The sequence below is a fragment of the Arachidicoccus rhizosphaerae genome, from assembly GCF_900107765.1.
GTDB lineage: Bacteria > Bacteroidota > Bacteroidia > Chitinophagales > Chitinophagaceae > Arachidicoccus > Arachidicoccus rhizosphaerae.
This window is the reverse complement of record NZ_FNQY01000008.1, coordinates 44,584-58,662: the sequence shown is the minus strand read 5'-3', so window position 1 is coordinate 58,662 and position 14,079 is coordinate 44,584. Positions and strand designations below refer to the sequence as shown.

The window sequence follows — 14,079 nt, the reverse complement described above, 5'->3', positions numbered from 1 at the left end:
AAAAAATATAAACCCAGTAGTTCTTATGAACCGACTTTCTCTATGGATAGCCATAGCCCTGCTATCTTCTACGTTGAGTTATGCCCAGCGGCCCCGAAGACAGACACCTGTTTTCAAAAAGGTGGTGGCGCACAGAGGCGCCTGGAAACAGGCAGGTCTGCCTGAGAATTCTATTGCATCGCTAAAGGAAGCCATCCGGCTTGGATGCATGGGGTCAGAATTTGATGTACAACTGACAAAAGACGATTCTCTGGTGGTCAATCATGATCCAGTATATGCAGGTGATACGATTGAAAAGACGACCTACCGGCAACTGCTGCAAACCCCGCTTAAAAACGCAGAGCCGCTCCCTACGCTGTACCGCTATTTGTCTGTCCTTTGCAAGGATGGGGGCCGACCTACCACCGCCGTTTTGGAAATCAAGCCTTCCGTTATCAGTAAACAAAGAGCCATAAAAACAACCAAGGCAGTGCTGGCCATGGCAGAACAATTTGATGCACTGGATAAAATCATTTTCATCAGTTTTGATTATGAGGTATTAAAAGAAATCCACCGGCAGGTGCCGGGTGCACACACAGCGTATCTGAACGGGGATAAAACACCTGAACAGCTGAAAGCGGATGGCATAACAGGCGCAGACTATCATTACAGTGTATTTAAAAAGCACCCGGACTGGATGGAGGCTGCCAGAAAAAACAATATCATCCTAAATGCCTGGACCGTCAATGACACGGCCACCATTGACTGGTTACTCGTACATAACTTTGATGCCATTACCACCAATGAGCCGGCACTGGTAGCCGATCGGGCTGCCCGCCATCAACGGATTTATGGCAATAAAAAACTGGTTTTTTCTGATGAATTTAATCTGGATGGATCTCCGGATGAAGCTATCTGGCGCTATGATACCGGCAGCCACGGCTGGGGCAACCATGAACTGGAGAATTATACAAATGGGGATACGGCCAATGTATTGATTAAAAACGGGCTGCTGCATGTCCGGGCCCTAAGGGACAGTCAACAGCCTAAGGGATACAGCAGTGTTCGTATGGTACAGAAAAAAGGGTTTTTATATGGGAGGCTGGAGGTCCGGGCAAAACTGCCGCCAGGACGAGGCCTCTGGCCAGCCATCTGGCTACTACCCGACCAATTTAAATACGGCGGCTGGCCAGCCAGCGGAGAAATTGATTTAATGGAAAACGTAGGTTACAATCCGGACTCCGTATTTTTCACCATCCATACCGAAAAATACAACCATGTGAAACACACCCAGAAATCTATGGGCATATACAGCAGCAGTCTTTATGATCAGTTCCATACGTATAGTCTGGAATGGTCACCGGACAAACTGCTCTTTTTTATGGATGACCGTAAAGTATTTGAGTTTAAAAATGAAAAAATCACGGGTAAGGACGGCTTTAAAAGCTGGCCCTATGACCAGCCCTTTCACCTGCTCCTAAATATTGCCGTAGGTGGCGACTGGGGCGGCGCCAAGGGTATTGACAACAGCGTTTTTCCAGCTACGATGTTAATAGATTATGTCAGGATTTTCCAGTAGAAAAATATCCAGGCAGGTCCATGTCGCAAAATCTGGTGGAAGCAGGCGGCAAACGGCCATCCGGCAAGCGGTTCTTTTTGGTGCCAAATTTGCAGTAATAATCCTGTTATATACGGGTATTCTACCGGTATAATAACCTTAAGAATGCAATTTCTTCACTAATAAATGCCGGCATATGTCAATCGTATTCAAGAAAATGTTGATCGCAGTGGATGGCAGCCCTTGTTCAGAAAATGCGGCGAAAAAAGGGCTTGAGCTGGCCGTTGCCTTGCAGATCCCGGTGGCTTTATTTTCCGTCATTGACCGCAGCCAGGAAATCATACCCACCGACCTGGAAGTAAAACCAATCCAGACAGGCGCGTTTTTACAGGAGCAGGCGCGTAAAAATATCCGGCAGATCATGGAAAAATATATCCCTAAATCCATGGAAGGGCATGTCCATGAAGTGTTCACCGAAGGACTGCCCAGAGAGGAGATCCTGCTCAAACTAAAAGAATGGGACGCGGAAGTACTGGTGGTCGGAACACACGGCAGAAAAGGGCTCGCACATCTGCTGTTAGGCAGTACTGCCGAATACCTGGTGCGCCATGCAAAAGTGCCTGTGCTGGTCGTGCCCTATGAAGGCAAAGATCTGTAAAGAGCTGAGTTGCTTGTAAAGGTAAACGGCCTTTTGCGTTTAATCTTTAATCCGTTATACCCAAAAACGACGCTAACTATCCCAGTAATTCATCAATGGCTGTGGCCAGGGCTCTATCCTTATCCGTGACGATATCACCGGCGTCATGGGTATTCAGGCTGATTTCTACCGTATTCCAAACATTACGCCAATTGGGGTGGTGATTCATTTTTTCGGCGGCCAGTGCCACCCGGGTCATAAAGGCAAAAGCTGCTGAAAAATCCTTGAATACAAACTTTCTATATAATTGATTGTCTTTTTGTTCCCACATAATCTCTGCTTTTTAATGTATTACTATGACTACTTTATCATGGAACAGGCACAATATATATGCCATTTGCCTCCAAAATAAGTATACCTGTTAATCGTAAACGGGCCAGCAGTAATTGCTGACCCGTTACCTTGTTATCTAATCCCCGTTTTTTAAATTTTAGATGGGTATGGCAGGCTGGTAAGGCTTAAAATCCACCTCTTCCACCGCCGCCGCCGAAGCCGCCGCCACGGCCACCGCCGAATCCACCACCCGGAGGACCTCCGAAATCACCTCTTGGCGGACGACCGCCATCCGGGCCCTGCCGCATCTTTTTACCCCCGAATTTGCGCAGATTGTAGGTAAATGTCAACATAAAATAACGTTTCAACACATTGCTTTGTGACCAACCAATAATATTATCAGTTCTGGTAAAATCAATTCCTTTATTCTGGTTCAGGATATCATTGACAGAGAGTTTTAACTCACCGGCCTGATCTTTAAACAGGTGCTTGGTAATGCCCGCATTCCAGATGGGAATGGCGGTGTTTTGTCCGGCAGGCAGCCCTGCATAGAAAGTATAGTTAAAGTCCGAACCGATTTCCCAGCCGGATTTGGAATACCAGGTACCGTCAAAACTGATGGATTGAGAATAGTAATTACCATCCTGGTTGCTGCTCACAGAATAGTTCGCAAAATTATAGGCCGGATTGGTCGCAAAATTAATATCAAACAACTCTGCCAGGTTCGTCGTCCAGCTGATTCGCTGGCTCAGGGTCGTTGTATACGTATAACTGTGCACATCATTGATCAGACTAGCCTTGCGCTGATTGGAAATACGGGTGGACAAGTCCAGATTGGACTTTGGTTTATTCAGCGGGAATCCCCAGTTCAGGTAACCGCTGACATTATAAAAGCCGTTCATATTGATGGGCACCGTAGAGTCTCCCCCGTTGGAAAGCCTGTAAATGGCATTGACAATATTGTTTTGTGTTACATCGGCACTGATGGTTGCAAAGAAAGTCTTGTTGTTCTCCCTGTCAAAATTGGTGTAACGCAACATAAAATTATGTCCGAACTCCTGCTTCAGATCAGGGTTACCACTGGTGATGTGCAACTGATTGGAATTGTCCACAACCGGCTGTAACTGTGTTACGCTGGGCTGACTGGTTCTTCCGCGGTAATTAAAGCGCAGACGCCTGGTCTTAGAGAACTTATAGGACAACGAAGCGGTCGGATACATATTGACATAATTCTGGCTCAGGTGAATATCCTTGGACAGATTATCGCTTTTCATGTGTCCGAGCTGCACACCCGTTCCGGCACTAAAATTCAGATCACCGTTGTTATACATGTAACTCAGGGTTGCCCGGTTGGACTGATAAGTATTTTCGTAGATATTGGTCAGATTCTCGTTGGCATCCGAATAACTGCCTGTCGTACTATCGTAATTATAGGTCTTTCTGTCAGAATTCGTTTTACTATAAGCGTTATTAATTTCCAGTTGCAACATCTGATGCGTGGCTATAGGCTCCGTATAGGAAAGCGTGGTACTAATGGATTTATTATCATTGACAGAAGAATAATGCTGATTGGTAATACTATCCAGATCATTCTGATAGGTATAGATATCCGCATAATTGGTCCCCTCGTTTTCATTACGACTGGATGATAATTGTACATCCAAAGAGATCGAGCGGCCTGCTTTTTTAAAGGCATGGCTATAAGTCGTTCCCAGTGATGCATTATAGCTATTGGAATTACTGGTATTTTTAGAATTGGAGGTGCTGACATTGGCCGTATCCCCATCAATTAACTGGTCAATATCATTGGTGGCCGTCGTATTGCTGGAGCCTCTGGTAATGTTCAGATTGGGTCGAACCCTTAACCTGTTACTGGAATCAAAATTCGTTTCAATATTCAGGTCAAAACGGTGGTTCTGGTTATTGGTAATTCCCAGACTGTTTTTATTCGTGAGCTGAGAGGTATCTTCACTGAATAAATTCTGATTAAAGGATTTACTGTCTTTTACCTGATGGATATTGTTGTAAAAATAACTACCTGAGAAGTCTGTTTTCTTACTGATCTGGTTTCTGTAATTAATACCTGCAGAGATGGTTTTATTCAGTCCGTTATTATCTCCTCCATCCCCTCTGGTAAACATTTGCTGATTCACATTATTGAAATTACCCAAAAAGCCAATACGCTTATCCCCATCCATACGAAACAGACGGGCATTAATATTATATAACCCGTTTTTAAATTCAGCGTCGTCATTACCGATGCCGGCAGAAGATCTGCCAAAACTTCCTTTTCGTTTATCTTTCTTGGTGACAATATTGATGGTTTTGATCGTATTGCCATCATCAAAACCTGTAAATTCCGCCTGATCGCTCTTACCGTCAAAAACCTGTATTTTATCCACTACATCTTTAGGCAGGTTCTGCGTGGCCAGTTTAGGGTCATTGCCAAAAAATCTTTTCCCATCCACAAATACCCTGGAAACGGCTTCACCCTGACTTTGTATGGAACCATCTTTGGAGACCTCTACGCCGGGGAGTTTCTTCAGTAAATCCTCTACCGTTGCATTGGGTTTGGTGCCAAAAGCATCTGCATTAAATTCGGTCGTATCACCATTGAGCACCACCGGTACAATTGCCGTCACCACAACGGTTCCTAATTCATTGAGCGTCTGCTGCAAAGTTATTTCTCCAACATTCAGTTCCGGATCCTGCTGGCTGATAGTGACATAGCGATTGACCACGTCGTATCCCTGGAAGGAAATACGCATAATATAAGTAGTCAGGTCCAGATTCTTAAAGTTGAAATGGCCGGTACTATCTGATAAAGTCCTGTTTACACTCGCCGTATCGGCTGCTTTAAGCAAGGAAATCGTGGCTCTATTGACGTTATTGGAGATCGTATCCACAATCTGACCATAAATTCTGCCACTTTTAGCTCCGGACTGTGCCTTTAGCTGGCCTATAAGCAAAAATCCAATTATGATACTGACGACAATTCTGAGACGCATAATAAATTTGGGATATATTTTAAATATTTTTCGACTTAAGCAGTTGACTTAAGTTTAAGCAAAGTTCAATGTAAATAGGCTAAAACAAGGCTCTTTCGGTAGAAACAATAAAAGATTAGGTCAAATCAAATGGGCTCCCTGTTTTAAGCAGCCAGCAGCCGGGTCGAGGCCTGTTGGAGTCCTGTAAAAGCTGCTGTTTATACCAGGTGGATACCAGAGAGTTAAGCTTTTGGGTAGTCATAAGACACCCGGCATAAAAATGCCTCCATTCGGAGGCCTGAAAAATTACTAAAAAGGATTTTTCCACATCATGCTTTCTACCGGTTTATTGGGTTGGCCACTGTATTTGGCATTTTTTTTCTGATTGTATTTAACCTCAATCTCCCCCTCTACCGGAAAATAGATCAATTGGCCGATGGGCATGAACTTATAAACGCGGACAGGCTGCTTGCAGGAGATCTCCAGGGTCCAGTTACCGCAAAATCCGACATCGCCTTTTCCCGCTGTTGCATGAATATCAATCCCTAAACGTCCGGTGGAGGATTTGCCTTCCAAAAAAGGGACATGCACATGGGTCTCTGTATATTCCTGGGTTACGCCCAGATAAAACTGATCAGGCTGCAGCACAAACCCTTCTTCCGGAATTTCAAAAAACTCAATTTCATTGTGTTTTTTGGCATCCAGCACCCGCTGTTTATATACGGCCAGGGTACTGCCTAAATGGACGTCATAGCTATTACTGCCAAGCTGTTCTCTTACAAAGGGAGTAATCTTGATGGTTCCTTTATCCATTTCCTCCAAAATCCGTTTATCCGATAATATCATGAATGCCTTGTTGTTTAAGATTATATTTGCAAATATATAGTTTATCCTACATTTTAAAGAAACACGCAGCTCAATATGCCTTTGTTTTATCAAGACCGTCCAATAGAAGATATCAGCCTCGCTATCTGGCATATCCAGGAAGAAGAAGCATTTTTTCTAAAAAAGGTGCCCTTAAGTAAAGAAATCCAGCACCCTCACAAACGCAAACAACATCTGGCAGGCAGATATTTACTGAGCTTTCTGGCACCGGATTTTCCACTCTCTGAGATTGCGATCGCCGACAGCAGAAAACCGTACCTTACCGGTGACAAGTATCATTTTTCCATCTCCCACTGCGGAGATTACGCTGCGGCCATTATCAGTACATCCAAAAGAGTCGGCATCGACATTGAAATCTTTGACAAAAAAGTCATCCGGATTCAGCATAAGTTTTTAAATAATGAAGAGCTGGAATTTACCCTGCAAAACTATCCGGGAAATTTATCCTTGTATACAACGCTTTGGTGTGCTAAAGAAGCTATCTATAAATGGTTCAGTTTCGGAAAGGTTAATTTTAAAGAAAACATCCGTCTGAGCACGTTTTCCTTGAAAAATAAAGGAAGTTTTCCTGCGCGTTTTTTAAACGAGCAATTGGCGGCAAAACTTCTTGTCAGATATCAGCTCTTCCAGGACCTAAGTATGACGTGGGTTTCAGCGTAAAAAAATATCCCGCACTGGGCGGGATATAGATAAAAATGTGTTAGTAAGCACGGAAAAATAATTTCCGTACACAATATTAAAACTAGTTTTGACCAATGCAAAATAATTTCCCTACTTTTTTATGCACAATTATATTTTAAATTGTGCATTACTTTGATTTGCGGCTAAATTTCAGCCTTACTTCCGAGCATTTTTTTCAATGCGTCTGCCCTTATATTCACCCTTATTTTTAGCCCCGTTTCTGTTCCTATAAACAATTCTTCCCCCAGTCGAAAAACGCAGTCTGTCCTGCTTGCAGCCTTATACAAGAAATAACAAACTAAAAGGCGATTAATAACCCATCTGTCGTAATTTTGAGACCAAATTATTTATAGCACTTAATCTAAATACCATCATGGAATTTCCGCAACCTGTAACAGCCAAATGGATTGCCGAACTAATAGAGGCAGACATTATTGGTGATTCTGCCCGTGAAGCCACCGGCATTAATGAATTACATAAAGTTAAATCAGGAGATATCGTTTTTGTCGACCATCCCAAATATTATGATAACTGCCTCAAAAGCGCAGCAACTTTTGTCATCATCAATGACAATACCGTTACAAAACCTGAGGACAAAGTGTTATTGTATTGCGACAAACCCTTTGACGCCTACCTGAAGATTGTTCAGCATTTCAGGCCGTTTACGGCAGCGAGTTCCATGATTGACCCCAGTGCAGTTATCGGCAAGGACACCATTATCAGCCCGGGGGTGTTTATCGGTAAAGACGTGGTGATCGGCGAGGGATGCATCATTTACCCGAATACCACCATCAGCGATTATACCAGGATTGGCAATCATGTCATTATCCAATCAGGCACTGTTATCGGCAGCGATGCTTTTTATTATAATACCCGTAAGACCGAGCCTGTCTGGTACCGCAAAATGCAAAGTTGCGGAGCGGTGATTATTGAAGACTACGTAGAGATTGGTGCCAATTGTACCATTGACCGGGGAGTAACGGACGCCACCAGAATCGGACAGGGAACGAAAATGGACAACCTGGTCCATGTCGGTCATGATACAGAGATTGGTAAGAATTGCTTATTTGCCGCACAGGTCGGCATTGCAGGGGCGACCAAAATTGAAGACGGCGTCACCCTTTGGGGCCAGGTAGGCGTCAGCAAAACGCTGACGATCGGTGAAAATGCCACTGTTCTGGCGCAAAGCGGCGTACCCTCTTCGTTGAAAGGCGGCAAGACTTATTTCGGTTATCCTGCAGAGGAAGCCGGTTATAAAAGAAGAGAACTGGTCTGGGTAAAGCGTATTCCTGAACTATGGAAAAAGGTGTTCCAGGAAGATTAGCATAAAAAAAACGTTGATGATTTAAAATTAAACCGCAGATTACGGATTGATTTTGGCCTGATTTTAGTCCGGTTATACGGTAATTATTCATAATCAGATTAAAAAATTACGGATACTTATAACGGCATATCCTGAAATAAAGCAGAAGGCTCCATTATAAGTATCCTATTGAACCATTAAAAACATTGATTTTGAGCCAACAAGCACCCGCCCTCAAAAAGCCCGGTCTGGTACAGTTTATTCCATTTATTATCTGGCTGATATTAATTTTCATACTGCTTACCCTTCCGGGAAAAGATTTTGAAAAGGTAGATATGCTGATCCCCTATGAAGATAAAATGGTACATATGGGCCTGTTCGGAGGCCTGGTTTTCTTTTTTGGTCTAGCCTACCGGAAAATCCCTTTTGCCTTTTCCAAAAGCAAATTGATTTTTATGGTTCTTTTTGCGACCGCCTATGGCATCCTCATGGAATTTATTCAAAAATATTGCACAAACCACTCCCGTTCATTTTCTTATGATGATATGCTGGCTGATGGCGTGGGCGCCGTTATCGGTTATTTTTTCATCCGTTATATCATCATAAAAACCAACATAAAACGCTTAAAATAAATCAATAACCTCTTTAGATGCATACGCGTCCCGGGTCCCAGTCCCGCCACAGGGGGCGAACTTTTCAGATAATCGACCTGCCTTTGTTAAGCGCAGGTCGATGCAATAGGTATTTTTTAACGTCTGGGGGTTGATTTTTTTGTAAATTCACACTGAAAACTGTGGCTAAGCCTAATCACCAGAAGGACTTATACAAAAACAAAGGCCCTCAGGGCTGCTACATCTGAATTTATTTTAACTTTGCAGCAATTTAAGCGCATCTAAAAAGATTAACATTGAAATCGTCTACCATAAAGGGAAAACATATTGCAGGGCTTATTATATTGTTACTACTTATTGACCAGGCCTTTAAGATATATATAAAGACCAATTATTACCTGGGGGAAGAGCATAAAATCCTGGGGGATTGGTTCAGACTCCATTTTGTGGAAAATGAAGGCATGGCCTGGGGACTGCAGTTTGGCGGCTCCTTTGGGAAAATAGCGCTGACGCTTTTCAGACTGGTGGCTGTTATCTGGGGAACCTTCTATATCCGCAATCTGATCCGCAAAAAAGCCCATAAGGGCTTTATTATCTGTGTCAGCCTGATTTATGCCGGTGCGGCCGGCAATCTGATTGACAGCATGTTCTATGGACTGATATTCAACGCCAGCCACCTGGGCAGCCATCATGTAGCGCATCTGTTTCCGGCCCACGGAGGTTATGCGGCCTTCCTGCACGGCAGAGTCGTTGATATGCTGTATTTTCCGATGATTGATACCGTGCTTCCCAATTGGGTGCCTTTCTGGGGCGGCAAGGAGTTTACTTTCTTTGATCCGGTATTTAATCTGGCGGATTTCTACATTTCATTCAGCTTTTTCATGTTACTGATCTTTCAACGCAGATTCTTTCCGGACAGTTCCAAAAAAGACAAAACGGCTGAACAAAAGGAAGCGCCCGTTGCGCACGATTCTGAACCCCTTCAACCTTCATTAAATATGGAACAGGAACAGGATAATCCCTCAGAAAATCCTGGTGCTATAAAAATAAACTCTCTGGGTTAAGGAACCGGCCGCTCTATGACCGGAGCGTCTCCCCAAAAAAAGCGTGCAATAAAATTATTGCACGCTTTTTTTAAGGGAAATGCTTTTTGCAGCCTTCCCTATTTTAAATCAAGGTCTCCGCACATATTAACAGGCACCACCCACTGATCAAACTCTTCCGGGGTTAAATACCCTAAGGCGACAGCGGTTTCTTTAAGCGTTGATCCGTTTTTATGGGCTGTCTGGGCGATTTCAGCCGCTTTATAATAGCCGATTTTTGTATTTAAGGCGGTTACCAGCATCAGGGAATTATCTACATGCTTCTTAATATTGGCTTCTATAGGTTCTATACCGGTCGCACATTTATCATTAAAGCTCTTACAGCCATCCCCTATCAGTCGTGCACTGTGCAGGAAGTTATAAATCATCATCGGCTTGAAAACATTCAGCTCAAAATGACCGGTGGCGCCGCCCACATTAATAGCCACATCATTACCCAGTACCTGGGCAGCAATCATCGTAATCGCTTCACACTGTGTCGGATTCACTTTACCCGGCATAATGGAAGAACCGGGTTCATTATCCGGAATATGGATTTCTCCGATACCACTTCTGGGTCCGCTGGATAACATGCGGATATCGTTCCCTATTTTCATCAGGGAAACAGCCACTGTTTTTAAAGCACCATGCGCCTCCACAATTGCGTCATGCGCTGCCAGTGCCTCAAATTTATTATTAGCCGTTACAAAAGGCAGCCCTGTCAGTTCGGCGATCTTCTCGGCTACCAGACTGGCATAACCTTTTGGCGTATTGATACCGGTACCCACCGCGGTACCTCCCAGTGCCAGTTCTGAAAGATGTGACAGCGAATTTTGAATAGCTTTAAGCCCGTGGGTCAGCTGTGCAGCATAACCGCTGAATTCCTGTCCCAGGGTCAAGGGCGTGGCATCCATAAAATGGGTCCTTCCGATTTTCACCACTGTTTTAAAATCCTCGGCTTTTTTCCTAAGCGTATCTCTAAGCGATGTAATATGCGGGATGGTATTTTCTACCAGAATCTTATAAGCCGCAATATGCATCGCTGTCGGAAAGGTATCATTGGAGGATTGACTTTTATTGACGTCATCATTCGGATGCAGAAATTTGTCCTTATCCGACAGGCTGCCTCCGTTAAGAACATGTGCCCTATAAGCAATTACCTCATTGGCGTTCATATTACTCTGTGTACCGCTTCCTGTCTGCCAGACTACCAGTGGAAATTGATCTAAAAGCTCACCGGCCAGAATTTCATCGGCTACTTTACCGATCAGCTCCGACTTTTCTTTTGGCAATACGCCCAACTGTTCATTGGCCAGTGCAGCCGCCTTTTTTAGATAAGCAAAGGCCGTGATAATTTCTTTGGGCATTTTATTGATGTCCTGCGCAATTTTGAAATTTTCTATGCTGCGCTGTGTCTGAGCACCCCAGTATGCCTGAGCAGGCACTTCGACCTCTCCCATCGTGTCTTTCTCAATCCTGTAATCCATATTATACTATAATTTTAAATGTTGAAATTAGTTGTGCAAATATACTGGGTAATTTGCAACCGGCCCCGATAATCTACCGGTCGTTAGCTATTAAAAACCTAAAAATACGGGTACACGGCTGATTATACCGTAAAGGCCTTAACGGTGGATATCACGATGAGTGAATCTCCATCATTAAGGCCCCCTCCCGGTAAAGCCGGTTAAAAAAGCAACAACATTTACTGTTAGAGATTTTCCTCCAGCGCCAGCAGGCTGTCAAATATGATCTGTGCCCCCAGTTTAGCTGTTCTGTTGTCCAGATCATAGACAGGATTAAGTTCAGCGATATCCATGGAAACCACCTTACCGCTGGCAAAGCAGGCCTCCAGCATACGCCGGAAATTTCCATCATAGAAAATACCGGTAGCGCTGGGCGCACTTACGCCAGGCGCAATAGCGCTGAAAAACACATCCAGATCAAAACTCAGGTAAAGCGCATCTACGCTGCCGGCAAAATCACGTATTGTCTGCTGAACGGAAGCGATGTCCAGGGAGTTTATTTTTTCTACGGGAATAAACTGTGAACCGGTATTTTTAGCTGCTTCAAATAGTCCTTTGCTATTAGCGGAACGCTGAATGCCGACCGCTAAATAATGAAAATCCTCCCCTGCCTCTTTGCACTGCTGAGCGATTTCATAAAAAGAAGTCCCTGAGTTCGGGCCACGTTCATTGGGCTTACGCAAATCAAAATGGGCATCAAAATTAATGATACCGATCTTTTTATCCTTTAATACGGCTTTGAGCCCCGCATAATGTCCGGCGGCAATGGCATGACCACCTCCCAGCAAAATCGGAAACCCTTCATTTTCAATGATCAGAGAAACTGCCTGGGAGAGATATTTACGGGCTTCTTCCAATCTGCCGTTAATGGTAGCAATATTACCGGTATCCAGTAAATGTAGTTCATCACTGTAATGTACCGGCAGGTTGCTACAGGCTTTCCTGAGTAAATAAGGTCCCGTGGCGGCTCCTGGCCGGCCCTGGTTTCTGATCACACCTTCATCTGAAGCAAAGCCCAGAAAAATCACCTTGCGGACGCCGGGTGAAGGCTTAAGCGCATTAATTTCAATAATCTGTACGTTCTGATGCATGCGGATCAGACTGGGGTCTTCCCCGTCGATACGCCCCTGCCACCAGCTTTTCTGGGGCAGTTCATAAAAGATATTACTGATCATAAGGTTTCGATTTTTTCCAGATAATAGCGGGTCTTAACTGACCCTGATGATATAATATTTCTCTATAGTCTTTTACGTTATAGGCCTGCATGTCCGCAAAAAGGCCTGCTTTAAGCCGCCCGCGGTCCGTGAGCCCCAGTGCCGCCGCCGCCCTGAATGTTATTGCGGCCAGGGTCTCCGCCATATTTAACTGCTGATAAGCCCCCATCAGGCTTGCCTGGGTCAGTAAATCACCCATGGGCGCACTGCCCGGGTTCCAGTCGCTGGCAAGGGCCAGTATGCAACCGGCATCCAGCAGCTTTCTTGCTGGTGCCATGGGTATACCCAGTCCGAGGCTTGCGCCTGGAAGAACCGTAGCGACCGTCTTGCTATCTGCCAGGGCTTCTATACCCTTTTGGGTCACCGCTTCCAGGTGATCAGCAGAAACCGCTTTCATTTCTACGGCCAGTTGGGCTGCTCCTGGTGTAAACTGGTCCGCATGCACCGTTAAATCAAAACCAAGTGCCTTTGCGCATCCAAGATAAGTCCTTGCTTCCCGGAGGGTGAAAGCCGTATCCTCAACAAAGATATCAACTCTTTTAGCAAGTCCCTCCGCTTTTATCTGTGGCAATAAATCCAGCGATAACTCCTTCAGATAATCGCTGTTTTTTACAAGGCCGCTGTCAGGCGGGTTGATATGAGCTGCCAGACAGGTTGGTACGACCTCCATAAAATCCAGTTCCGGCATATGTGATAAGGTCTTCAATAATCGCAGCATGCGTAACTCCTGGCTGACACTTAACCCATAACCGGATTTCACTTCAACGGTTGTCACCCCTGCCCCTTGCAATTTAATCAGCCGTTGTTGCAACGCATTCAGCAGTGCTGTATCAGCAGCCTGCCTGGTGGCCCTTACCGTCTCCATAATTCCGCCACCCGACTGCGCTATTTGCAGATAAGATTTTCCGGCTAACCGCAGACTATAATCTCTGGCCCTGGAGCCGGCAAACAAAATATGGGTATGCGCATCAATAAAACCGGGTAGTAATACCTGATCTGCGGTTGTTGGACAATATTTACAGTCACTGCGCCCCTTATACATCTCCTGTAAGGCGGTAAATAAGCCTGTTGCTACTATAACCCCACTACTATCCACAACAATGCCCCCTTCTTTGATGATTCCCAAATCGTTTTCCGACAGCGGGCCTGCAAGCGGCGCCTCCTTAAAAGTCACTACTTCTCTAAAAGGGCCGATCAGCAGAAGGGCCTGGGATAAAGCGGACGCAGAGAGGTGCCCTGATGCGTCTTTTTTATGATTGAGTTGATCCATAATGGCTGATTAC

12 protein-coding genes are annotated in these 14,079 nt (G+C 44.7%); 6 read left to right on the top strand and 6 right to left on the bottom strand.

The window, feature by feature from the left end:
- Positions 1–25 precede the first annotated feature (25 nt).
- A complete protein-coding gene (locus BLU80_RS08360) occupies positions 26–1,558 on the top strand; it encodes a glycerophosphodiester phosphodiesterase family protein (RefSeq protein ID WP_091396857.1) in 1,533 nt (510 codons plus the stop codon).
- Positions 1,559–1,733: 175 nt separating this feature from the next.
- Positions 1,734–2,195 (top strand): universal stress protein, encoded by a 462-nt coding sequence (locus BLU80_RS08355; RefSeq protein WP_091396543.1) that lies wholly within the window; start codon positions 1,734–1,736, stop codon positions 2,193–2,195.
- A gap of 76 nt (positions 2,196–2,271) precedes the next feature.
- Here BLU80_RS08355 and BLU80_RS08350 read toward each other — a convergent pair whose 3' ends face one another.
- From BLU80_RS08350 to dcd, 3 genes are all read right to left on the bottom strand, one after another.
- Entirely contained in the window at positions 2,272–2,505 is a 234-nt protein-coding gene (locus BLU80_RS08350; protein ID WP_091396541.1) for a 4a-hydroxytetrahydrobiopterin dehydratase, read from the bottom strand.
- A gap of 187 nt (positions 2,506–2,692) precedes the next feature.
- The gene (locus BLU80_RS08345) at positions 2,693–5,515 is read right to left on the bottom strand and encodes an outer membrane beta-barrel protein (protein ID WP_091396538.1); all 2,823 of its coding nucleotides are present in this window, start codon (positions 5,513–5,515) and stop codon (positions 2,693–2,695) included.
- Between the two features lie 288 nt (positions 5,516–5,803).
- Entirely contained in the window at positions 5,804–6,340 is a 537-nt protein-coding gene (gene dcd, locus BLU80_RS08335) for a dCTP deaminase (RefSeq protein ID WP_091396533.1), read from the bottom strand.
- 75 nt (positions 6,341–6,415) lie between these two features.
- On the opposite strand from dcd, the gene BLU80_RS08330 reads away from it, so the two are divergent.
- From BLU80_RS08330 to BLU80_RS08315, 4 genes are all read left to right on the top strand, one after another.
- Positions 6,416–7,039: a 4'-phosphopantetheinyl transferase family protein gene (locus BLU80_RS08330; protein WP_091396529.1), complete on the top strand. Its 624-nt coding sequence runs from the start codon at positions 6,416–6,418 to the stop codon at positions 7,037–7,039.
- Between the two features lie 394 nt (positions 7,040–7,433).
- The gene (locus tag BLU80_RS08325; RefSeq protein WP_091396526.1) at positions 7,434–8,384 is read left to right on the top strand and encodes a UDP-3-O-(3-hydroxymyristoyl)glucosamine N-acyltransferase; all 951 of its coding nucleotides are present in this window, start codon (positions 7,434–7,436) and stop codon (positions 8,382–8,384) included.
- A gap of 191 nt (positions 8,385–8,575) precedes the next feature.
- Entirely contained in the window at positions 8,576–8,995 is a 420-nt protein-coding gene (locus tag BLU80_RS08320; protein WP_170831183.1) for a VanZ family protein, read from the top strand.
- A 275-nt stretch (positions 8,996–9,270) separates the two neighbouring features.
- Positions 9,271–10,038 carry a lipoprotein signal peptidase gene (locus BLU80_RS08315; protein WP_091396520.1) on the top strand — a complete coding sequence of 256 codons (768 nt, stop codon included), beginning with the start codon at positions 9,271–9,273 and terminating at the stop codon, positions 10,036–10,038.
- 98 nt (positions 10,039–10,136) lie between these two features.
- Here the strand turns inward: BLU80_RS08315 and fumC are convergent, their stop codons facing one another.
- The 3 genes from fumC to hutI all read right to left on the bottom strand — a co-directional run bounded on the left by fumC (position 10,137) and on the right by hutI (position 14,066).
- On the bottom strand, positions 10,137–11,543 hold the full coding sequence (gene fumC, locus BLU80_RS08310) for a class II fumarate hydratase (protein ID WP_091396516.1): 1,407 nt from the start codon (positions 11,541–11,543) through the stop codon (positions 10,137–10,139).
- Between the two features lie 224 nt (positions 11,544–11,767).
- Entirely contained in the window at positions 11,768–12,757 is a 990-nt protein-coding gene (hutG, locus tag BLU80_RS08305) for a formimidoylglutamase (RefSeq protein WP_091396512.1), read from the bottom strand.
- Positions 12,747–14,066: an imidazolonepropionase gene (gene hutI / locus BLU80_RS08300; RefSeq protein WP_091396509.1), complete on the bottom strand. Its 1,320-nt coding sequence runs from the start codon at positions 14,064–14,066 to the stop codon at positions 12,747–12,749. The genes hutG and hutI overlap by 11 nt, the downstream gene beginning before the upstream one ends.
- Positions 14,067–14,079: the final 13 nt, after the last annotated feature.

What these genes read in the sequence shown, in the direction of transcription:
- BLU80_RS08360 (WP_091396857.1), top strand. Translation starts at nt 26, where the DNA reads ATGAACCGACTTTCTCTATGGATAGCCATAGCCCTGCTATCTTCTACG.
- BLU80_RS08355 (WP_091396543.1), top strand. Translation starts at nt 1,734, where the DNA reads ATGTCAATCGTATTCAAGAAAATGTTGATCGCAGTGGATGGCAGCCCT.
- BLU80_RS08350 (WP_091396541.1), bottom strand. Translation starts at nt 2,505, where the DNA reads ATGTGGGAACAAAAAGACAATCAATTATATAGAAAGTTTGTATTCAAG.
- BLU80_RS08345 (WP_091396538.1), bottom strand. Translation starts at nt 5,515, where the DNA reads ATGCGTCTCAGAATTGTCGTCAGTATCATAATTGGATTTTTGCTTATA.
- dcd (WP_091396533.1), bottom strand. Translation starts at nt 6,340, where the DNA reads ATGATATTATCGGATAAACGGATTTTGGAGGAAATGGATAAAGGAACC.
- BLU80_RS08330 (WP_091396529.1), top strand. Translation starts at nt 6,416, where the DNA reads ATGCCTTTGTTTTATCAAGACCGTCCAATAGAAGATATCAGCCTCGCT.
- BLU80_RS08325 (WP_091396526.1), top strand. Translation starts at nt 7,434, where the DNA reads ATGGAATTTCCGCAACCTGTAACAGCCAAATGGATTGCCGAACTAATA.
- fumC (WP_091396516.1), bottom strand. Translation starts at nt 11,543, where the DNA reads ATGGATTACAGGATTGAGAAAGACACGATGGGAGAGGTCGAAGTGCCT.
- hutG (WP_091396512.1), bottom strand. Translation starts at nt 12,757, where the DNA reads ATGATCAGTAATATCTTTTATGAACTGCCCCAGAAAAGCTGGTGGCAG.
- hutI (WP_091396509.1), bottom strand. Translation starts at nt 14,066, where the DNA reads ATGGATCAACTCAATCATAAAAAAGACGCATCAGGGCACCTCTCTGCG.